Origin of the sequence: Paenibacillus sp. FSL R5-192 (assembly GCF_000517845.1) — a bacterium.
Classification (GTDB): domain Bacteria; phylum Bacillota; class Bacilli; order Paenibacillales; family Paenibacillaceae; genus Paenibacillus; species Paenibacillus amylolyticus.
In genome coordinates, this window is record NZ_ASPR01000014.1 from 538,405 (window position 1) to 561,393 (window position 22,989).

Annotated in this window: 17 protein-coding genes; 13 read left to right on the plus strand and 4 right to left on the minus strand. The window is 45.4% G+C overall.

Annotation, left to right across the window (positions count from 1 at the left end; all coding sequences use genetic code 11):
• Positions 1–134 precede the first annotated feature (134 nt).
• From yicI to C161_RS10795, 5 genes are all read left to right on the plus strand, one after another.
• Positions 135–2,453, plus strand: a complete 2,319-nt coding sequence (gene yicI, locus C161_RS10780; RefSeq protein ID WP_036670246.1) for an alpha-xylosidase — start codon at positions 135–137, stop codon at positions 2,451–2,453.
• Positions 2,454–2,528: 75 nt separating this feature from the next.
• Entirely contained in the window at positions 2,529–3,539 is a 1,011-nt protein-coding gene (locus tag C161_RS10785; RefSeq protein WP_036670247.1) for a phosphotransferase family protein, read from the plus strand.
• A gap of 19 nt (positions 3,540–3,558) precedes the next feature.
• A complete protein-coding gene (locus C161_RS32325; RefSeq protein ID WP_051449688.1) occupies positions 3,559–5,022 on the plus strand; it encodes a glycoside hydrolase family 3 protein in 1,464 nt (487 codons plus the stop codon).
• Positions 5,019–6,509: a glycoside hydrolase family 3 C-terminal domain-containing protein gene (locus C161_RS32330; RefSeq protein ID WP_051449689.1), complete on the plus strand. Its 1,491-nt coding sequence runs from the start codon at positions 5,019–5,021 to the stop codon at positions 6,507–6,509. The genes C161_RS32325 and C161_RS32330 overlap by 4 nt, the downstream gene beginning before the upstream one ends.
• Positions 6,510–6,591: 82 nt before the next feature.
• Complete coding sequence (locus tag C161_RS10795; RefSeq protein ID WP_036670249.1) at positions 6,592–7,893, plus strand: MFS transporter; 1,302 nt, start codon at positions 6,592–6,594, stop codon at positions 7,891–7,893.
• A gap of 158 nt (positions 7,894–8,051) precedes the next feature.
• On the opposite strand, the gene C161_RS10800 is transcribed toward C161_RS10795, so the two are convergent.
• Entirely contained in the window at positions 8,052–9,395 is a 1,344-nt protein-coding gene (locus tag C161_RS10800) for an MFS transporter (protein ID WP_036670252.1), read from the minus strand.
• Positions 9,396–9,425: 30 nt separating this feature from the next.
• Positions 9,426–9,872: a MarR family winged helix-turn-helix transcriptional regulator gene (locus tag C161_RS10805; protein WP_235193782.1), complete on the minus strand. Its 447-nt coding sequence runs from the start codon at positions 9,870–9,872 to the stop codon at positions 9,426–9,428.
• 231 nt (positions 9,873–10,103) lie between these two features.
• Between C161_RS10805 and C161_RS10810 the strand changes: the two genes are divergently transcribed.
• The 3 genes from C161_RS10810 to C161_RS10820 all read left to right on the plus strand — a co-directional run bounded on the left by C161_RS10810 (position 10,104) and on the right by C161_RS10820 (position 12,001).
• A complete protein-coding gene (locus C161_RS10810; RefSeq protein ID WP_036609525.1) occupies positions 10,104–10,577 on the plus strand; it encodes an RbsD/FucU family protein in 474 nt (157 codons plus the stop codon).
• A 267-nt stretch (positions 10,578–10,844) separates the two neighbouring features.
• Positions 10,845–11,303, plus strand: a complete 459-nt coding sequence (locus C161_RS10815; protein ID WP_051449742.1) for a GNAT family N-acetyltransferase — start codon at positions 10,845–10,847, stop codon at positions 11,301–11,303.
• 77 nt (positions 11,304–11,380) lie between these two features.
• On the plus strand, positions 11,381–12,001 hold the full coding sequence (locus tag C161_RS10820; protein ID WP_235193783.1) for a TraX family protein: 621 nt from the start codon (positions 11,381–11,383) through the stop codon (positions 11,999–12,001).
• 116 nt (positions 12,002–12,117) lie between these two features.
• Here C161_RS10820 and C161_RS10825 read toward each other — a convergent pair whose 3' ends face one another.
• Complete coding sequence (locus C161_RS10825) at positions 12,118–15,792, minus strand: non-ribosomal peptide synthetase (protein WP_036671009.1); 3,675 nt, start codon at positions 15,790–15,792, stop codon at positions 12,118–12,120.
• Positions 15,793–15,871: 79 nt separating this feature from the next.
• Positions 15,872–17,614, minus strand: a complete 1,743-nt coding sequence (locus C161_RS10830; protein ID WP_036610901.1) for a methyl-accepting chemotaxis protein — start codon at positions 17,612–17,614, stop codon at positions 15,872–15,874.
• A gap of 510 nt (positions 17,615–18,124) precedes the next feature.
• On the opposite strand from C161_RS10830, the gene rpiA reads away from it, so the two are divergent.
• The 5 genes from rpiA to C161_RS10855 all read left to right on the plus strand — a co-directional run bounded on the left by rpiA (position 18,125) and on the right by C161_RS10855 (position 22,986).
• Positions 18,125–18,796, plus strand: a complete 672-nt coding sequence (rpiA, locus tag C161_RS10835; RefSeq protein ID WP_036670256.1) for a ribose-5-phosphate isomerase RpiA — start codon at positions 18,125–18,127, stop codon at positions 18,794–18,796.
• A 25-nt stretch (positions 18,797–18,821) separates the two neighbouring features.
• Positions 18,822–19,421 (plus strand): GNAT family N-acetyltransferase, encoded by a 600-nt coding sequence (locus C161_RS10840; protein ID WP_051449743.1) that lies wholly within the window; start codon positions 18,822–18,824, stop codon positions 19,419–19,421.
• Between the two features lie 15 nt (positions 19,422–19,436).
• Positions 19,437–19,898 carry a MarR family winged helix-turn-helix transcriptional regulator gene (locus C161_RS10845; protein ID WP_036670259.1) on the plus strand — a complete coding sequence of 154 codons (462 nt, stop codon included), beginning with the start codon at positions 19,437–19,439 and terminating at the stop codon, positions 19,896–19,898.
• Positions 19,899–20,184: 286 nt separating this feature from the next.
• On the plus strand, positions 20,185–21,273 hold the full coding sequence (locus C161_RS10850; protein ID WP_036670261.1) for a cobalamin-dependent protein: 1,089 nt from the start codon (positions 20,185–20,187) through the stop codon (positions 21,271–21,273).
• 15 nt (positions 21,274–21,288) lie between these two features.
• Complete coding sequence (locus tag C161_RS10855; protein ID WP_036670262.1) at positions 21,289–22,986, plus strand: ATP-binding protein; 1,698 nt, start codon at positions 21,289–21,291, stop codon at positions 22,984–22,986.
• Positions 22,987–22,989 lie beyond the last annotated feature (3 nt).

A 22,989-nucleotide genomic window follows, 5' to 3' on the forward strand; every position in this document is an offset into this window, starting at 1 on the left:
TTCCATAGATTGGTGATGATGTTCAAGAATCGGATGTTTATTATCAAAATCGTGATATATTTGGTCAAAATAAGAGAAGAAATTCGTTATTAATATCAATATTATTATAATATAACCAAAGGGGGAAAGAAAACATGAAATTTACTGATGGATTCTGGATGACTCGTGAAGGGTACCAGATTCAAAACCCGACTGACATTCGTGATATTGTGCAAAAAGATAATTCTTTGACCGTATATGCGGCAACTAAATATATTCGCAGCAAAGGCGACACGTTGAACGGTACATTGCTGAAAGCAACGTACAGCTCACCTATGCCAAACGTTATTCGTGTAACCTTGAATCATCATAAAGGCGGAGTGAAAAAAGGGCCTGTATTTGAGCTTAACACGCAAGATGCCAACGTTGAGATCTCAAAAAATGAACAAGGTGCTGTTTTGAAAAGTGGCAATCTGGAAGTTCAAATCGACAAAACAAACGGTTGGGATATTAGCTTCCTGTATGGAGGAAAACGGATTACAGGTAGCGGTCAAAGAGCGGCTGGTTATATTACAGGTCCAAGCAAGGAAGCGTACTTCCGCGAGCAGCTTGATCTCGGTATTGGTGAATACGTTTACGGACTCGGTGAGCGCTTCACACCGTTTGTTAAGAATGGTCAAATCGTCGATACCTGGAATGAGGACGGCGGTACAAGCAGTGAGCAGTCCTATAAAAACATTCCGTTTTATTTGTCCAATAAAGGATATGGCGTATTTGTAAACCATCCTGAACGCGTATCGTATGAGATTGCATCCGAGAATGTATCTAAAGTTCAGTTCAGCGTAGAAGGCGAGACGTTGGAGTACTTCATTATCGGCGGTGACAATCCAAAGGATGTACTTGATAATTATACGAAATTAACAGGTAAACCAGCGCTTCCACCGGCATGGACTTTTGGTCTGTGGCTGACAACGTCATTCACAACGGATTACGACGAAGCAACGGTTAATCATTTCGTAGATGGCATGGCTGAACGTGATCTGCCACTTTCTGTATTCCATTTTGACTGCTTCTGGATGAAGGAATACCAATGGTCTGATTTTGTATGGGATGAAGCGATGTTCCCGGATCCGGAAGGCATGCTTGCACGTCTGAAAGAAAAGGGTCTTAAAATCTGTGCTTGGATCAATCCATATATTGCAGAAAAATCATACTTGTTCGATGAAGGTATGGAGAACGGTTATCTGGTGAAAACAGCGGATGGCAGCGTATGGCAATGGGATATGTGGCAAGCAGGTATGGCTCTGGTTGATTTCACAAATCCGGATGCTGTGAACTGGTATAAGAGCAAGCTGGAAGTCCTGTTGGATCAAGGTGTAGATTCCTTCAAGACCGACTTCGGCGAAAGAATTCCGACAGATGTTGTGTACTTCGATGGTTCTGATCCCGTTAAAATGCACAACTATTATACACAGCTCTATAACAAAGCTGTATTTGAATTGCTTGAAGAGAAGATTGGCAAAAACGAAGCTGCCCTGTTTGCACGCTCTGCAACAGCAGGTGGTCAACAGTTCCCGGTTCACTGGGGCGGTGACTGTTCTTCCACGTATGAATCCATGGCTGAATCACTTCGTGGTGGCCTCTCACTGGGGCTTTCCGGTTTCGGATTCTGGAGCCATGATATCAGTGGTTTTGAAAGCACAGCGAGCCCTGATGTCTACAAACGTTGGGTACAATTCGGACTGTTATCTTCACACAGTCGCCTGCACGGAAGCACTTCGTATCGTGTGCCTTGGCTGTTTGACGAGGAATCCGTGGACGTTGTTCGTGACTTTACCAAACTCAAAATCAGCCTGATGCCGTACCTGTACAATTCTGCGGTGGAGTCGACTGTAAAAGGGATTCCGATGATGCGCGCTATGCTGCTGGACTTCCCAGAGGACCCAACAACATACAGCCTGGATACGCAATACATGTTCGGTGATTCGATTCTGGTGGCTCCAATCTTCAATAAGGAGGGTGATGTGCGTTATTACCTGCCTGAAGGAACTTGGACGAACTATCTGACAGGAGCGAAAGTACAAGGTGGACGCTGGATCAGTGAAAACCATGACTTCAAAACACTGCCAATGATGGTTAAGCCAAACAGCCTGATCGCTGTCGGTGCTGTGGATAGTAAACCGGATTACGACTTTGCAAATGATGTGTCCTTGCACTTGTTCGAACTGGCTGATGGTCAAACGGCTCAAGCGGTCGTTGTGAACCAAGCGGCTGAACAGGAGCTGACAGTTAACGTTACACGTAAGGGATCAGTGCTGGATGTTCGTGCTGAAGGTGCAGGCAAACCTTGGAACATCGTGCTTCGCGGTATTGAAAGTGTATCCAGCGTTGAAGGTGGTTCCCAAGTGTCTGGTGCAAATGGTGTTGTTGTTACAGCAGCAACAGGCGCAAGCGCGCTTACAATCCAACTGTAAAATGATATAGTAAAAGAAAAGGACGGTGCCGAAAGGTGCCGTCTGTTTGTCTACGATGATAGGAGATTGAATGAAATGAGTACAATGAATTCTGGTTTGCACTGCACGATATCAGCAGAGATGCTGCATCATCTGGTAGAAATTAATTTTGGAAGCGATACCAAAGTGAAGGCGTTTGGTCTCCTGCAAGGTGGACTTTTTAATACAACCTATCGGATTCAACTTGAACATACACCCTATACGGATGTGATTTTACGTTTGGCTCCAGAGCGGGGAGAGATAGCGGCTGGTTCTGCGAGTGATCCCCTATTTTCGTTTGAACGTACGATGATGGCGGCTGAACCGATTGTGTATGAATATTACCGTAACGCAGGTATTCCTGCTCCCAACATTATCGCTTGTGATGACAGCGGATCGATCACTCCAAGAACGTACATGTTTATGGAGTTTATCCCGAGTAAGCAGCTGGATCACGCATCGATTTCAGATATAAACAAAGAGCGATTGTACCATCAGCTTGGCGCCTATACCGCCATCATGCATCAGGTCGAGGGTGCTTCGTTTGGTTGGCCGCAGGGGGACGGTTCAATTAAAGGCTCGGATCAATGGTCCGAGGTGCTGCACTCTTTTGCAGAAGAAACGGCACTTAAAGCGGCACAAGTCGATTATATGTCAGGTGTGGGAGAAGATATCGCTGCTATTTTCATCAAAAATAAAGACTTATTTGATCAAGTGACCCGTCCGGTACTCGTTCATAATGACCTGTGGGAAGCAAATGTACTTGTTCATCAGGAAAACGGTGAGCTGAACATTGCGGCCATCATTGACGGAGATCGTTCCATGTTTGCAGACAGGGAGTTTGAAGCCATATTGTCGTCAGAATCAGCGGCTTTTCATGAAGGATATGATCGTCCACTGGACTCATCCGCTGAAGGACAGGCACGCAGGCTTGCCTACCGAATACTGTCTTCGTATTTTAATGCCTACGTTCATGAACATCAGGTTAATCAACCTGAAGATGGTCAGAAGTATCGCCAGCGCACGCTGGATTTACTGCAGCAATGGAAGCAACTTGGACTTAACTAATTCGCAGGGGGAATGAAGGATGAAGGAGTATCATCAATACCCGATGTGGGACGTGTCACTTTCACTTGAGGAAAGGTTGGATGACCTGATTGCACGATTGACAACGGAGGAGAAGATCCGACTAATTCCTACACGCGAAGCAGCTGTACCAAGACTGGGCATTCCAGCCTACAACGTTGGGGGTGAAGCTGCCCACGGGGTTGCATGGAAAGGGGAGGCAACGGTATTTCCACAACCGCTCGGTCTATCAAGTACCTGGAATACAAGTCTCATGCGGGAGATTGGTTCAGTCATTGGCGATGAAGCGAGGGCATATCATCACCGTAATCCTGAAGTTCACGGGTTAACATTATGGGCACCAACGGTTGATCTGGAACGTGACCCACGCTGGGGCAGAACGGAAGAGGGATATGGCGAGGACCCGGTCCTCACGGGAGAAATGTCGGCGGCTCTCGTCAAAGGCATGCAGGGAAATGATCCTTTTTATCTGAAAATGGTCGCGACATTGAAACACTTTTTTGCCAATAATAATGAGAAAGATCGGCTGAATTGTTCATCCAGCATCGATCCGCGCAATCTGCGGGAATATTATTTAAAAGCATTTGAGACGCCATTTGTGGAAGGTGGAGCCTTGTCCATGATGACAGCTTACAATTCCATTAATGGTACACCTGCCATTGAAAGTCCATACGTGAATGATGTGGTTAAGGGTGAGTGGTCGATGCCAGGTTTCATTGTATGTGATGGTGGAGACCTGTCACAGACGGTGAATTATCATGGTTATCATACCAGCCATGCCGAATCAGCAGCAGGTGCGTTGAAGGCAGGAGTGGATTGTCTTACAGATGAAGTTGATCTTGTTGTATCTGCTCTGGAGGAGGCTCTTGACCGGAATCTGTTGGAAATAGCTGATTTGGACAGAGCGATCCGCAACATCTTTGGTGTGCGAATGCGACTTGGACAACTCGATCAGTCCGGGCTCAATCCATATGCGTCTATTCCCGAGTCGGTATTATGTGCACCGGAACATGCCAAACTTAGTTATCGTGCCGCTGCCGAATCGATTGTTTTGCTCCAAAATGATGGATTACTTCCCTTGCAGGCAGAAGCGTTGCAGAAAATCAGTGTGATTGGGCCACTTGCGGATGTTGTCTATACCGATTGGTACAGTGGCACATTGCCTTATCGTGTATCCGTCCTCGATGGATTGCGCAATCGCCTACCTGAAGCAGACGTGACCTATGTGGATGGGAATGACCGTATTCAGCTGAAGACAACAAACGGTCAGGTTATAACCTTGGGTGTGGAAGGTACACTCGTCGCTGTACCGGAGGGCAGTGCATACACAGCCGCCGAATTTGAACATCAGGATTGGGGTTGGGGAAGTCATACGCTGAGAAGTGTAAACAATAATCGATACGTTAGTTTAACCGAGCAAGGCATATATCAGGCAAACGCACCGGAGATGGTGGCTGGTTTGTGAAGGAAGTTGTTCGTATAGATCCTCTAACGGATGGAAGTAACACCTTGCGGACATGGAACGGTATTCCTGTTGGACTGAGCGAATATCAGGGACAGTCTGCTGTATCACCACCACGGCCACAAGGAGAACAAACTACAGCTACAGGTACAAATTCGAATGATGTGAGTGCCTCTGGACACGCAATTCAATCACCAGGTAATACACAGAGACCTTCTGCATTCAATATTGATATTGTGAAACGCGGAATACAACAAGCCGTAGAAGCTGCACGTGGCAGTCAGGCATCTGTCGTTGTTGTTGGCAACAGCCCATATATCAACGGCAAAGAAGAAATTGACCGCCCAAGTCTGCTGCTTCCGCCGAGTCAGGTCGAGCTTGTCAAAGCCGTGTGTGAAGCCAATCCCAATACAGTGGTTGTCATTATGGGCAGTTATCCATTTGCCTTGCAGGAGTTGAAAGGTATTGCCCGCGCAATCGTTTATATGACACATGCAGGTCAGGAATTGGGGAACGCGCTTGCAGACGTGCTGTTAGATTATTATGCCCCGGCAGGCAGATTGAATATGACATGGTATGAAGACGAATCACAGCTTCCTGACATGATGGATTATGACATCATTCAGAATGGCATGACTTATATGTATCATGAAGGACCGGTTCAATATGCATTTGGTCATGGCCTGACGTATTCCGAATTCGAATACGAAGCGATTCGTGTAAGTCGCAGTGCTTCGGCGGAATCCACCACCACAGATCAATTGAAGATTGAGGTGGAGGTACACAATAAGGGTGAACGTGACAGTGATGAAGTTGTTCAGATCTATGGATCTTCATATACCTCCCGAGTGAAACGTGCTCAGAAGCAACTGCTTGCTTTCCGTCGTGTTCATGTCAAAGCAGGGACGCGTGTTACGATAAGTTTCGAGGTTCCTGTTCAGAAGCTTGCGCTATGGGATGTTACCCGAGATCGATACTGCCTGGAGACAGCGACCTGGGCTATCCTGGCAGGGCGTTCTTCCGCAGATATACGTCAGTCGGCTGATATTAAAATTGAAGGTGAGACGATTCCTGATCGTCCGCTGCACTTGCTTACCTTTGCGGAGAATTACGATGCTTGTGCAGGTGTTCTACTGGATGAATGTCTGGAAGGACGTTCGGCAGTTCGGGCAATCACTCCGGATGAATCTTTATATCGAGAGGGTCAGTCGTCTTGGATCTCTTTCAACCATAATGCTGTTCAAGAAGTACAAGGATTTGAAGCCAGAGTGGCAGCTTTTGGAGAAGAGGGAAGACTGGAGATTCGTTCCGGAGGACTGAAAGGCGAACTGCTCGGTGTGTGTGAAGTTTCTGGACCTGGAGGCAGTGTGAATGGGAAAGATATCAAGTGGACAACAGTTCAGTGTTCGCTAGAGGCCCCACATAAGGTGAATGAGCTATATATTGTCTTCAAAGGTGGAGCAGCGTTACGGCACTTTAGATTGTTGTAGTTGTAGCATGTCCTGAATAATCAACCTCCGAAACAAGCACAATAATGCTATTGTGTGTAGAATCTGTAAAGGTGGTTGTGGTATGAACGATAAAAAGTGGGACCTCGTCGCACTTGCTTCCATCCCTTTAATTATGACCTTGGGTAATTCCATGCTTATACCGATCCTGCCACAGATTGAACGTGAGTTGAAGGTATCTGCATTTAAGGTCAGTATGCTCATTACAGTCTACGCTGTAGTTGCCATCCTGCTTATTCCTCTTGCAGGGTACTTGTCGGATCGTTTTGGCAGAAAAGCAGTTATCATTCCCAGCCTCGTTATTGCAGCCGTCGGAGGTGCTGTCGCTGGTGTGGCAGCATGGATGCTGAACGGAAACATAGCCTACTGGACCATTCTGGGTGGCAGGTTATTGCAGGGAATAGGTGCTGCGGGCGCATTTCCTATTGTTATCCCGTTGGTTGGGGACATGTTTAATGATGAGAATGAAGTAAGCAAAAGTCTGGGTATCATTGAGACCTCGAATACGTTTGGTAAAGTCATAAGTCCGATTCTGGGTGCAGCGCTGGCAGTCTGGTTCTGGTATGCGCCATTCATGGCTATTCCTATACTTTGTGTGCTTTCGCTGGTTCTTGTTATTTTCCTGGTGAAGACTCCTAGGAAAAAAGAAAAGCCTCCCACCTTTACGGAATTTGTGGCATCCATTCGTGACGTATTAAAAGAAAAGGGACGCTGGTTGTATGCGTTGTTTGCAATCGGTGGTATTTGCATGTTTGTCATCTTTGGTGTGTTATATTATCTATCCGAGACGCTGGAGAGCGAATTTGCCCTGAAAGGTGTACTTAAAGGACTTGTCCTTGCGATTCCGCTGGCAGCGTTATGTCTTTCTTCTTTCCTGGCAGGGAAGTGGATTGGGAAGAACAAAACGCGAATGAAATGGCTTGGCTTCACAGGGCTTGCGCTTCTGACGGTATCCCTTGGCGTTATAGGTTTATTCGATAATATCTATGTTGTAGTAGGTCTTTTCACATTGGGAAGTGCCGGAATAGGTGCAACGTTACCATGTCTGGATGCATTGATTACAGAAGGCGTGGACAAAAAACAGCGGGGCACAATCACGGCTCTGTTCAGCAGCATGCGATTCATTGGGGTATCTCTCGGTCCGCCTGTCGTTTCTTTGTTGATCGGTTCTCATCATTTCTTGCTTTTTGGTGTGCTCGCTGCGTCTGGCGCAGTGGGCGGATTGCTCACCTTATTTGCAGTTAAACCGGATAAGGGAGATCAACCTACTTCAGGAAGCAAGCAGAAACAGGATGAAACATCTATGGATGTGATCGAGACGAGTAGAGGGTATGTTTCCATAGGTCGCAAGAAAAGTCCATTTTAGATAGACGGTGCTGTATGCTGCGTTCATTTCCATGCTGTCTTAAGTTTAACATCCAGATCTGTTCAAAAAAAACGCGTTTACGCCTAAGAAAGCGGATGAATTTGCTTTCTGGGTGTAAACGCGTTTCTCGTTTCTATGAGCAGAATGACCTTAACCAATCATTCGTGTTTGCTTTTATTTGACTGGCTAGTTTCGGTGTTGCCGGCTCCAGATTCTGAATTCTTGGATTGATCTAGAGGTGGTTCCGTTGCAGTGATATGAGTATGAGCGAGCAGAGCATGAGGTTCAATGGAGAAGCTGCCGCTTCGTTTTCCCTGAATCAGATATATAAGCAAGAACAGAATCATAAACATTACGGAATATCGATACATATCGGTATAACTGGTTATGGCCGCAATGGCGCCAAGAAGAAGGGCACCGGTCGCAATACCCAGATCCAGCGAGTTCAAAAACATACCATTAGCCATACCTCGTTGAGTAGGAGATACAACTTGAATCATCCAGGTCTGCAGAGACGACTGCATGGAACCATAACCGATTCCGTAGATAAAGGCAGCAATGAACAGGAGGGACATGGAGGTTGCATACGAGAGCAGAATGAGGCCGACAGCAACGAATATTGCCCCTGGAATGAGCAGTGCTTTTGGACCTTTATTGTCATAGATCCGTCCTGCAAATGGTCTAACCAATAACACGGCGAGTGCATTGAACAAAAAGAACAGCGCAGGATTGGCCAGATTGGCTTCCTTACCATACAAAACGATGAATCCGACAAGCCCACCATAGGTGATGGATAATAGGCAATTCAGCACACTGGGCAGAATCAACTTGCGGTTGAAAGGTGTCTTCTGTTTTGGGTTGGACCCTGAAGCACTTGTTGTGGCTTGTGGCATGATGGTTGTACTGTTATCGGTTCTGACTGCTTTTTTGCGTGTCAGCGAATAACTCAGTGGATAGATCACAGCGAGCACACCCGCAGTGCATAACATCAGGGTTACAAAACCTGCACCCTGGAGCAGAGTGACCCCAATGATTGGACCCATAGACATAGCCAGGCTAGTCGATAGACCAAAGTAACCCATACCTTCACCCATTCGTTTGACGGGCACAATGTCCGAGGCCATCGTTGGAAAAGCGGTACTGCTCATACCAAACCCGATACCAAACAACATTCTGAGCAACAAGAGCACAGCTATGCCTGCAGCAAAATAATAGCCGAGCGTTGCCAGCAGGGCTACGGACAGGCCTATATAGATCATGGCGTTACGAAGACCCTTCTCCAGTGCTTTCGCGGAATAGAGACGGGCTGCTATGGCACTTAGTGCAAACAGACAGGTGAATAAACTTACTTCAAACGCATTCGCGTGAAATCGCTCCTGAACGTAGGACGGAAGCGGAGAGACAATCATGTGCAGTTGCAAGAACAACAAGAAGTTGCACAGCATCAGCAGTATAAAATCGGTAGTCCATAGTCTAACTTGTTGTGTAGATTGTTCTTTCATGATGATGTATTCCCCCTGAGTTGTGATTCATTACAAGTTGCGGTTAATGAGGGAAAGAGTATGTTTAAATGCTTCCATCTGGTCTTCGGATATACCTTCAGCAAGTTCTTTATTCATTTCTCTTTCAATCGGAACGAGGATATCAATTAACGCTTTGCCTTCCGAGGTGAGATATAACAGATAGGCTCTGCGATCCTGTTCGCTGGTCCGGCGTTCTACCCAGCCTTTTTTCTCAAGCAGATCAATAATCCGCGCAGTGGTGGGTTGGTCTTTGAAGACACGTGCAGCGAGTTCCTTCTGATTCACACCTTCACCGCGGTCAACATTAAAGAGAACAGAAAATTGCTCTGTCGTAATATCATAAGGTTTGAATCGCGTCGCAAGTAAAGCTACTGCTTTACGGTGTGTGAAACCCAGCATGAATCCAACAGATTGTTCCAGTGTATAGTCCATGTGATTGCTAGACCTCGCTTCCATAATAAAATGTCCTAATTAATTAGTTGTTACAACAACTATATGTCAAACAAGTATTTTTGTCAAAATGAAATATTCTCATATCGAACTTACGTGTGCGCTGTGCAATGATCAGAAAATACTGTTAGAATAGGGATGAAACCGCTTTTATAGAATCGATGTCTAGCGTGCTTGAAAAATGGAGAAAACCAATCTGCTCTAACTGATGTTGGAGATGAACAAGGAGAGCTGTGTATGCTAAAGAATATACCCGCAATAATACCTCCAGAGTTACTCAAAATCATGTCCGAAATGGGTCATGGAGACGAGTTGGTTCTGGCGGATGGCAATTTCCCCGCAGCCAGTCATGCCAAGCGACTGGTACGCTGTGATGCACTGGGAGTTGTTGAACTGCTGGATGCCATCCTGCAATTATATCCACTGGATACCTATGCTGAGCGTCCCGCTGCTGTCATGCAGGTTGTGAAAGGGGATCAGGTGATCCCGATCATATGGGAAGACTACCGCCGGTTGATTGAAGAATACGAGGGCATCACGGATGCTTTTGATCATGAAGAACGATTTGATTTTTATAAACGGGCTTCGAATGCCTATGTGATTGTTGCAACTGGTGAGCGAGCGCAATATGCCAATCTGATTTTGAAGAAAGGCGTCATTTTTCCCGATGCTGATCCTGGTCAGGAACAGCAGAATGCTGAATCGAACTGAATAATTACGGCGACGGAGCAGTGGATGCTTTGGTCGCCTTTTTATTTTTACCAATACGAAGTAAATATAACAAAACGTACAGAATTGGCATGGACTAGATAAGCAGGATGCAATCTGGAAACGCGCATGAACGAATGTCAGCTCACAGCTCAAGATACTACAAACTTTGATGCAGATGATGAATGGGGAAAAAGAAAGGACTGTTTTACAATTGAAAGAAATACAAACGAGGAGACGATGGTCTCCATCCCAGAGGAGTTGAGTAAAATGCAGCACCGAATCAGACAAGCGGGTCTTCTTGATAGTAACGAAGTGGGACGATTGTTCAATGAGTACAGGATGTTCTACAACCAAAATGCTGACATTGAGGCAGCACGTCAGTATATTAGAGAACGAATGGAAGGCCATGAATCGGTGATTTTGGTAGCAGAAAAGCCAATCTCGAATGGCTTTATTTGTACTGGATTGGTTCAACTGTATCCCAGTTTCAGTTCGGTATCGATGGGGCCTGTCTGGGTGCTTAATGATCTATATGTGCATCCGGATTATCGTCAGCAAGGCATTGCTAGGAAGCTCTTGCAAGCAGCCAAGCAATTGGCATCTGAACGAGGAGTTCTTCGTATATCACTCTCAACTGAGTTAAGTAACAAGCAAGCCCAAGCTTTATATGAATCCGAAGGATATGCACAGGATACCAAATTCATGTATTATGAACTTAATGTATAAGAGTTTGCTCCAAAAGATGGACTATATGAATGAATGGCACACTTGTGTCGTCGGCAACAAGGGAGGGGGGGCGCAACATGATGCAGTGGATTGCCATGATCACGATGTTAATTGATCATATAGGGGCTGTCTTTTTTCCACATATTATAGAGTTGAGGATCATAGGTCGTATCGCTTTTCCAATCTATGCTTTTGCAGTGTATATCGGTTATAAACATACACGAGACGTACAAAAATACATATGGCGGCTGTTCTGGATTGCGATCATATCACAGGTGCCTTTCATGGCTGCGTTTAATCATTATTCTCTGAACGTGGTGTGGACATTGTGGTCAGCCCTGTTGGTATTATTCGTTATCGATAAATTGCCATCCAAACTACTAGGGATTCCGATTGTAATTGGAGCAGGGTGGTTCATGGAAATTAGCCAAATGGATTACGGGATGTACGGGTTGTTATTGGTTCTGTTATTCCGTTATTTCCAGGGTCCTGTACTTGTCGTGGCACATGTCTTGTTAAATGCACTATATCTTCTGCTGCATAACAGCTCTGTGCAAATGTATAGTGTGCTCGCAACCGCCGGCATTGCTATTGCTCAGTATTATCAAGCGGGATTCCGTATGAAGGGGCCACGTTGGGTCTGGCGTTATTTCTATCCAGCTCATCTTGCCATCATTGCAATTATCCGATGGATCTAAAAGAATGACCCAAAAATGCGAAGTAAAGAAGCCATCTTATCGTCAGTGAATGACGATAAGATGGCTTCTTTCGTGTGACCTTATTTATTAATTAAATGCTAATGATAAAGTGAAACTTACTCCATTGCTGTAGAAGTGCCGTTATGGTGCCGGATTGCAGACGGGAAATATCCAATCTGAACGGCGTAGTCTAACATGGCGGAGATGAAGCGATCATCTGTTTTTGCACATGAGATACCGGCAGGTTCCACATAAGCCGTGGTGACAGGGCAAGCATAGACATATGCTGAATCCTTCGCACCGTCGCCTTCAAGCTGTGCAATAGCCAACTGAAGAGCTTCCGGCTCTTTGCTGATGCTCGCATCGAACAACCAACGTGTGTAATCGGCGAAAGGTAGCGTTTCGACTTCGTAACCAGCCCGATTCACAGAACGGATCAGCTCATCATAACGTATGGGCTCCGGATTACAGATGTGGAATACACGACCGGCGGTATCCTGACGTAAGGCCAGATGAACGATAGCTTCACTTGCATAGTTTATCGGTGTAAAATCAACCATCCAGTCAGCCGCAGGAGCCTTGCCGAGCAATAACATTGCTTTGATCATACGATAAAAGGCGTTGCTATCAATATTGGACTGGAAGCGTCCAGTTTCGGAGTGGCAAGTGAGATTACCTGCACGATAGATGCTGACAGGTACACCTTCCTCTGCCGCAATCATGAGGACTTTCTCGGCTTCAAGCTTGCTGTCCGAATACAGGTTGTCCACATGCAAGTCAGCCGGGAACCGATCATATTGCAGGGAAGATTCCCATTGTCCGCTGAGTGCCAGATCTTCCGGAATACCCATCGTGGATACATGGTGGAAGGAAGCACCTGGTTTGCTGCGAATCAAGTCTAGCAATGCGACCGTTCCTTCCACGTTTGTTTTGGCGAACTGATCGGCATCGCCGAAATGACGTACGTCTGCAGCGCAGTGGATGACACGGTCAATTCGATCCTGAACATAAGCCCTTTGTTCAGCGGACAGACCGAGATTAGGTTGTTCGAGATCCCCTTCAATAATCTCCACGCGAGTGGAGAGTTGGTCAGTCAGTTGTTTGCCGAAATAACCTTCCAGCACGTTAGTCAAACGTTCCATTGCAGTTATTCCATTGGATGGTCGACGAACAAGGGTGTAGATCCGTGTACTGGAATTCAGAATTAACTGTTGCAGCACATGAGAGCCCAGATAACCAGTTGCTCCAGTCAGCAACACATGCTCAGGTTCACGAATGAGCGGATACCCCAACTGGGGCGTTAGCTCCACAGGGTGTTCGGATAATTGTGTAATCATACCATCGGTCACCACTGAATCCGTAACTACTGCTGCACTGAGAGACAATACTTCCACACGACGAGCGAGAGCACGGACTGTTTTCTCGGCAAAGAAGTCGGCAATGTTCAGTTGTGGATAATGTGGCTTCAGAATAACCAGTACATGAATAACCCGGAGTGAATCCCCACCGATATTGAAGAAGCTGTCTTCGACACCGAAGTCATCGTGCTGAAGGATTCCTTTCCATGCGTCCAAGATAATGGATTCCGTCTCCGTCTCAGGCATGACCCGGTCAGGGCGATCTTCATGTCGTTCCACATGAGGCAGAGATACCATCGCTTTGCGATTGATTTTTCCAGTCGGTGCAATCGGCATTTCATCCAGCTGACAGATCCACTTTGGTACAAAATAAGAAGGAAGTTTCTCCGTCAGTTCTGCCTTGATGTCCGTAACAGAGAGGGTACTGCCATCTTTCGATGTAAAGTAACCAACCAGCATATTTTGTCCATCGGATTCTTTCTTCGGAATGACCGCAACGTTCTGGATCTGATCAAGCCGTGCAAAGTGATCTTCAATCTCCCCGATCTCAATCCGGTGACCACGAATTTTTAGCTGAGAGTCACTGCGACCAACATATTCCAGCAACCCGGTATCCAGCAATTTGGCAATATCGCCAGACTTGTAGATTTTCTCACCTATCGCAAACGGGTTCTCAATGAATGCTTGCTCTGTACGTTCTGGCTGATTCAGGTAACCTTTGGCCAATGCAGGGGTAGCAATATATACCTCACCAGGTACACCTGCCGGACAGAGCTGTTGTTCTTCATTTACAATGTATACTTTGTAGTTATGAATCGGTTTACCGATAGGGATGTTCACCACATGTTCGGGAACCTGCTCACTGATGCGGTGAGTAGTTGTGGCTACTGTACATTCGGTAGGTCCGTACACATTAACAATATCAATCTGGTTTCCGAATTTGCGCTGGAAGGCACGAACCTGTTCACCATATAACGCTTCTCCGGCTACAGTAATGATTCTGACTTTGGCCAGCTTGTGGAAACCTTCATCGGATAAGTAGGAAGCAAGCTGATTGAAGAAAATCGTAGGCAGTATCGTAATGATGGTTGTTCCTGTCCGTTCAATTGCACTTGCGAATTCTTCAACGGATACACGTTCTTCCGCAGACAACAGATATAATTCTGCTCCATAGAACAAGGCGCCAATGGTATCCCACACGGATGCATCAAAGCTGTATGTAGCAAACTGGGTTAATACATCACCTGGTTGAATGTCACAATCACGTTGAACCACACTGCCAAGATTGGTTACACCCCGGTGGGCAATCAGTGCACCTTTGGGTTTACCGGTCGACCCTGACGTGTAGATAATATACGCAAGATCATCGGGCTGAATATCCAGATTGGGGTTACTTGCTGCAAATCCGGCCAAACGACCATCCACAGCGAGAATCTGACGGACCGTAGCTATACTGGAGAACAAGCTGGAAGCTTGGGCATAAGAAGCCTCCGTTGTCAGCACGAAGGAGGATGCCGTATCTTCCACGATATAACTGTTACGTTCTTGTGGATGCTCAGGGTCGATCGGAACATACGCACCACCTGCCTTCAGAATACCAAGCAGGGAGATGATCGTCTCCAGACTCCGATCCATAAAGATACTCACGAATTCACCTTTCTGCAATCCATTGGATAACAGAACACGTGCAACCTGATTAGCTCGTTCATTCAATTCCCTGTACGTATAACTTTTGGATGGCGATGTTATCGCCGGTGAATCTGGATATGCCGCTGCCGTTGCTTCGAACCAGCCATGAACCGTTTGATTCTCTGGTTCGAGAACAGAAGTATCATTCATTTCACGGTAAAGCAATCGATCTGAGGCGGAAAGAATATCTACCGTACCGATTGCTTTCTCACCGTCACGCACAAGGGCGAGTAGAAGAGTCTGATAATATTCTGCATATCTCAGCACGGTAGACTCTTTTAACAGTGAACTATCATAGAACAGATCGAGGATGAGCATGTTCTGATCATCTCGAACGTTCCAGTTTAATATTTGAGGAGCTTGAGGCAACTGTACACTATTCAGCATAAAAAACGATTCAGGGTATCCACCGTTTTGCAACGTGTATTCAATCTTGAGCTGCTCTGAAACTTGATGACATAGTTGGCTGAAGGTCAATTTCCCCTGAATCTGTAATGAAAGATAGGAAGCTGCCTGATCGGGGGAAAGTATACCTATGGCAAGTTCCTGTTCAGCTGACAATCGGAATAACAAGGCTGCATAAGCTGAGAGGAGTACCGGGTACACCATCTGTTCTCCATACTTCTGTTTAAGTTCACGGCTCAGAGAAGCATGTAATGTGATTTGAGCAGACTGATAAGAGAATGATTGTTGACGTCGCCCAAAATCCAGTGGAATCTGCAGAACTGGCAAGCTAGATTCCATGGAATGGGAAGAAGATGGTTGGTTTTCAATCACTTCAGTTATTCCTCCTTGGTTCAAACCGAATGTTTGTGGATTTGAATTATTGTTTGCTTACATTGAAATGAGAGATCAATTCTTGGAGTTCCTCAGACATGCTGTTAAGGCGTGTGGAGGAGTCTACCAGTGTAATCAAAGATGCTTTTTGCTCATCAACAGATGAGGAAATTTGTTCACTGCTGTTTGCTGTCTTACTTACGCTTGAAGACAAGTCGTCTGCTGTAGCGGTCATTTCCTCCGTACCCGCAGAGATTTCTTCTGTCGCGCTTGATACTTCCTGAATCTGATTAGATACTTTTTTCGCTGCTTCTAAAATATCTTCGAACAGTTGTCCTGTTTGATCGGCTACGCTGAGTCCTGTATCTACTTCTGACGTACCTTGTTCCATTGCACGTACAGCTTGTTTAATTCCAGCTTGAATCTCTTGGATCAATACGCCAACCTGGCTGGTTGCTTGTTCAGACTGCTCGGCAAGTTTGCGTACTTCACCTGCAACAACTGCAAATCCTCTTCCTTCTTCACCAACACGAGCTGCTTCAATGGAAGCATTAAGAGCAAGCAAGTTGGTCTGGCTGGAGATACCCGAGATGATATTGAGAATATCGCCGATTTCCTGTGAACGACTCTCCAGAACCTCAATGGCAGAAGCGGTATTCTTAACCGATTCCGTAATCAGATTCATCTGTTCAGACACCTGACGGACAACGCTGTTACCTTGTTGCGAACGACGTTCCATCTCATAGGCTTCATCCGCTACACTTGCCGAGCTGCTGGCAATCGTCTGGATTACGGTAGCCATCTCGGACATGGCACGTGCACTATCCCGTGTTGCCTGTTCCTGTGAACGAATGTTGGAAGTGATTTGAGTTACATTATTATTGATAGAATCTGCATTCTCACTGTTGCGCTCGGAAACTTCATATAGCTCTTTGGCAGACTGATTTACTTCTTGTGACGTGATTTGCACTTTAACGATAGTATCGTTGATTTTGCGAACCATGGTGTTGAACTTCTCGTTAACGAGTCCCAGATCGTCTTTGCCTGTCGGAATGTTGACATTCAAATTACCCCGACTTACGTCATCAATTCCTTTGATCAAGTGACGGATAGGGGAAAGTGTGTTTTTAACTACAAGGTATTGGATAATCAGGAATAACAGCAAGAAGGCCACAAGGATGATAATTCCGTTTTTGAGCAAGGAGTTTAGTCCCGCGGGTACGGCTGATGCATCTGCATCAACGGCAAAATATGAGAAAATCTTTCCGTTGCTGTCTTTGATTGGATATGCAATGGTTGTCCATGTTCCGAAATCATCGGAATAAAATGTTGTGAATGTTGGGCGATCCGTATTAAGCATTTCTTTCAGTGCATTGGCTACAACGACCGGCTGCTCATACATGTCACCAATATTTACGTTCTCACTTTGAAAAGCCTCTCTTAGGTTGGTTGGCATCGCTACAAGGGAAGTTAATCTCTTGTTATCGCCACCGAGCTCAACACCGAAGATGTAGGCTTGTGCAATGTTAGGATAATATTCTTGCATCTCATCGAAATACGCTCGTAATTTCGTTTGTGTTGCTCCATCATAGCTACCTTCCGTAATAGCAGCTTGTACCTCGGCAGGATTGATATCTTCAGCCCATTTTTTGGTAATTTGTTCCACCTGTCCATGCAGCTGTTCAACAAGAACTGTTTTTTGAAAATAGTAACTGCTTGCGATAAGTGCTACCCCGATGATAACGATATTGGTAAATGAGAGTAACAAATTTTTGGAGAAAAACGACATGCTTTTCCAACTTAATGATTTCACTAAATTCCACTCCTGATCTTCTTTAAATTAAGAAACTTTAGGGTTGCATTGGTACAGTGAACTAGATCATTCCGTGATCCCCTCCAAAGGAAATTTATGCGACCATGGTCTTGGTTTATCAGTCGCTTTCGTAGAGACTTATGTACCGTATGAACCATAGGTGTCTAATTATTAAAACACATCTATAATTAATATGTCGTATAAAATGTCGTTAAATTGAATAGTATCGTTAAATTTTTTTTAATATTTTACGTATTTATGGACATATCAGATGGTTTATAGGTATTTAGAACTGTTTATTTTAAAATTTCCCATTTTTTAGCTTCATTCTGTATTCTATAACATGGTGGGTAAAAATACATCCTTCAACAAAACAAAAATATGATGGCAGAGATGCAACAGAAGGCACGGATATACATCGGAAGCGGTTTTATCTATAATAACTACATATGCATTTCTCAAATTATGAGCAGCGGGGGTTTATAGATGAATCTTAAACAGATAGCAGCAGAGCGTGCGGCAGAATATGTTGAAGATGGAATGAAGGTTGGATTGGGAACAGGTTCAACAGCTTATTATGCCATCTGCCGGATCGGTGAGCGGGTACGTGATGGATTGAACATTCAAGCGGTTGCCACTTCAGAGGCTTCAGACAAGCTTGCCCGTGAATGGGGGATTCCCATCGTCCCATTTGACCAGATTGGACGTCTGGATCTGACCATTGATGGTGCTGATGAAGTTGATCCCGAATTTAACCTGATTAAAGGGGGGGGCGGGGCTCTTTTGCGTGAGAAAATCGTGGCGGCCAATAGTGACAAATTGATTATTGTAGCGGATGGCAGCAAAGCCGTGCAAAAGTTGGGGAAATTCCCGCTTCCAGTTGAGGTGGTTCCATTTGCTTCTGAGTGGACCTTCCAGGCGCTCGAAAAATTGGGGTGTCAACCACAGTGGCGGATGGATGGACAGCAACGTTATCTGACAGACAACGGAAACCTGATAGCAGATTGCCACTTGGAGGCGATTGATCACGCTGCGGACCTTAATGTTCGATTGAACATGTTACCAGGTGTTGTTGATAACGGACTATTTGTGGATATGGCTAGTACAGTCATTCTTGCCAATGCGGACGGAAGTATCGAAGAACTTCATCGTTCTTAATATGGAAGAGGGTGCTTTTCATCGTATGAAAGAACTGCCAATCGTTGATGGTGAACTTGTACTCAGGTGTGTGGAGAAACAGGATCTGAAAGAACTCTACGAATTGATCTACAGTGATGACGTACCTGAATGGAAGCAATGGGATGCACCCTATTACCCACTTAAACACGAAAGTTATGAAAGTTTTGAACAAGGTATGCTCAAACGTATGGAAGTAGGTCCAGGCGATTCCAAACCCGTATCAATCCGTATTATTGAATCCGACAGACAAATTGTGGGTACAATCAGCTATTACATAGAAGATGAGTTATCCATGTGGCTGGAAATGGGGATTGTAATATACAGATCTGTCCAGTGGGGACGCGGGGTTGGCACACGCTCACTTACCATGTGGTCAAGTCATTTGTTCGAACAGATGCCTTTGGTTCGGGTTGGATTGACTACTTGGTCTGGTAATGAACGTATGATGCGTGCGGCTGTGAAAGCCGGATTACAGGTGGAGGGGCGAATGAGGAAGTGTCGTATCGTTCGCGGGCAGTACTATGATTCAATTCGTATGGGGATGCTCCGTGAGGAGTGGGAGCAGAAGCTGGCCCCTCATACGAGCCGAAATGTAAACAACTGATGGAGGATTATTGAAATGCTGAACACGGAGGACAACCGGGAACTGTCTTTACAATTATTCGTGGTTCTTGTTCGGGCCTACAATTCTGTGACCTCACGTTCCAATCGGGACATCCAGAGTCACGGACTGAATACGACAGAATTTGGTGTACTTGATTTGTTATATCATAAGGGACCACAGGCATTGCAAAAGATTGGTGAAAAGGTGTTAATGTCCAGTGGTAATATTACGTATGTTGTAGATAAGTTGCAAAATAAAAATCTGCTGTTTCGTCGACCATCCAAGGAAGATCGGCGTGTCATTTACGCTGAGTTAACCGAGGAAGGAAGAGAACTGTTCACACAGATATTTCCTCAACACCATCAGGTCATCATTGATGCTTTGGAAGGACTTGACCCTTCCGAGAAAGTAGCTGCGATTAAGATGTTGAAGAAGCTGGGACTGGCGGCAGAAGGGAAAACTGACTTGCGTTCATAACGCAGGTCAGTTTTTTTTGTGGATCTCGAAAAGTACAGGTATATACTGGCTGACTGACTTGCAAGGCCCTCCATAATATAGGAAGATTGTTCTATACATTCATCGTGTGTAAAACATGATCATCGAAAGTTCATGTATAATGGAACAGAACGATTAAGAGCGGAATGGATGGATTGGATCAAGTAGAAGAACCTATCCCGATTGCAAGTTAACTAACATCGATCTCATTCTGGATTAGTCACGAATGAAGATTGAGTGTGATGCGGGTATGAGGAGGGTGGCATCTATGAGTCATCAAGAAGCAGGAGAACGTTTGCTCCAAGAATCTGCGAACTTAGCTGATAAAATAACGGAGAAACAGTATCTCAGACAGCCCGATTTACTTGACCGATTTGGCGAGAATGGAAAAATGCGAACCAAACAGGATTCGGAGTATAGCTTGAACTATTTGGCAGAAAGTGCGCTCGTACAGAGTCCAGGTCTGTTTACTCATTATATTGCCTGGCTGAAAGTTCTACTTGAGGGTTATAAGGTATCACCAGAAGACCTGGTGATTAATCTCAATCTGATCAAAGAGACATTGGAAGAAGAATTTGACCATCCGTCAAAGGCGCTTCTGCTCGAGTATCTGGAGATGGGAATATATAGAACAACACATATGGAGTCACAGGCGGGTTACATCAACGAATCCATGCCATATGGAGATGCCGCGCAATCGTACTTACAGTGTTTGCTTGAGAATAAACGGAAAGAAGCCTTTGAGATCATTGAAGCCCAGTTAGAAGCCGGGGTGACGATTCGTGATATTTATCGATATATCTTTCAGCCTACCCAATATGAAATTGGACGATTGTGGCAATGCCATCGTATCAGTGTGGGGCAAGAACACTTTTGTACGGCAGCGACCCAGTCATTCATATCACGTCTTTATTCTCGCTGGCTGATTCATACGGGTCAGGATAAAAAACTAGTGGCTACTTGTGTAGGCAGTGAACAACATGAGATCGGACTGCGTATGCTCACAGATGTGTTCGAGATGGAAGGTTGGGATACGCACTATCTGGGAGCCAATGTTCCCAATGGAAGTGTAATAGAGGCTATAGAGCGGCATCAGGGCGATGTTGTTGCGATTTCAGTTACGATGACGTATCACCTTCATCTGGCCAAAGAGTTGATTCATCTGATCCGTCATCATCCGGCAACGGCACATGTGAAGATTATGGTTGGGGGATATCCCTTTAATATTGATCAGGAGTTGTGGAAAACGATAGGAGCTGACGGTTATGCGCCAGGAGCCGATGAAGCCGTAGCGGTTGCAGAACAATTACTGTCTCAGCCAGCTACATGTAATGATTTTGATATGGTTAGGGATTAGGAGAGGGATGTTGTGATGTCTAATGAGAGCGGAGAGATACAGAGGCTACGCAGAACGATTGAGCAGTTATCAGATCAGATGATCCGGAGTAAAGAGCAAGAGGAACGGATACTTACGGAATTCTCGGATATGAATAATGAACTGGTGACACTCCAGCGTCTGCTTGCAAAGAACAATAACAGTCTTGAAGCTGCACGTCAGCAAGCAGTAGACGCAGGTGATTCAAAAATCGCATTTATTGCAGGCATCAGTCATGATTTTCGTACGCCATTAAATGGCATATTGGGGATGGCTGAGATGCTGAAGCTGTCTCCATTGTCTGAAGAACAGGAGAATTCCGTTTCCGTTATACAGGATGCTACCAAACTGTTGCTTAAGCTGATTGAGGATCTTCTGGATCTGTCCAAACTTGAGGCGGGTCAGATGCGACTTGAACTGGGAGAAGTGGATCTGCAAGAGACGATAAACTATATTATTCGTTTGCTCGAACCCCAAGTCAGAAAGAACGGAAATCAGTTATCGATAGACTGTGACCCCAGAATCTCTACCCTTCTTGAAGGGGATTCAACGAGGATTACACAGATACTGATCAATCTAATTCAGAATGCGAACAAATTCACATCAGAAGGTACAGTGCGGATACGAGTCGCCCTTATGAAAGATGATGAGATTACACAAATGATCCGATTTGAAGTCGAAGACACGGGCATTGGTATCTCGGAAGAAGATCAGAACCAGTTATTTCAACCCTACGTGCAGACTGAACGAGGACGCTCAAGTGAGTATGGAGGAACGGGCCTTGGATTATCGATCTGCAAGTCGCTCGTTACACTGATGGAAGGTCAGATTGGAGTAGACAGTCAGGAGGGTGAAGGATCAACATTCTGGTTCGAACTTACACTTGGTAAGAAAGACGGTAACCAGTCTGTTGCTTCCGCTCAAGGGCATCAGGGGCAGGATATGGATGATGAAGCTCCTTCTGTATCTGTATTGCTGGCCGATGATAATGTCATCAACCGGCAGCTTGTTATGTTGCAACTCAAAAAACTGGGAATAACCCAAGTGGACGCTGTAGTGAATGGGGAAGAGGCAATAGCTGCTTTTCTCAGCAAAAAATACAGTTTGATTCTCATGGATTATATGATGCCAGTGATGGACGGTTTGGAGGCAACACGCAAAATCCGCTCGATAGAAATGGATGAAATGCGCCATACCACACCAATCATTGCAATGACAGGTAATGTCATGCAGGGAGAGAAAGACAAGTGTATGGAAGCCGGGATGAATGACTTTATTGGCAAACCCTTCACGCTGGAAATTCTGAGTAAGATGATCGAGAAGTGGCAGCAATCCTCCGAACCGACCGAGGTACTAAATATGAGCATCGTACATGAGATTGCGGAATTAAACACCGATGGCGATCGTACACTCCTTGGTATGTTGTTGGACATGTATCGTACCGATACACCTGGCAAGATTGAGGTGCTGCGCAGACATATTGTGTCCGGTGACCATGTTGCTGCAACCGAGGTAGCCCATGATCTGAAATCAGGGAGTTTGAGCCTAGGGATTCGTTATTTATCAACTTTGTTTGCTCAGATAGAGCAGTTCGCGAAGGAAGGTCAATCACGGGAAGCAGAACCTTTGCTGGATGCTTTGTTACCCGCCTATCAAGCAGCATGTGCAGCACTGCAACGAGTAAGTAAAGATTGAATT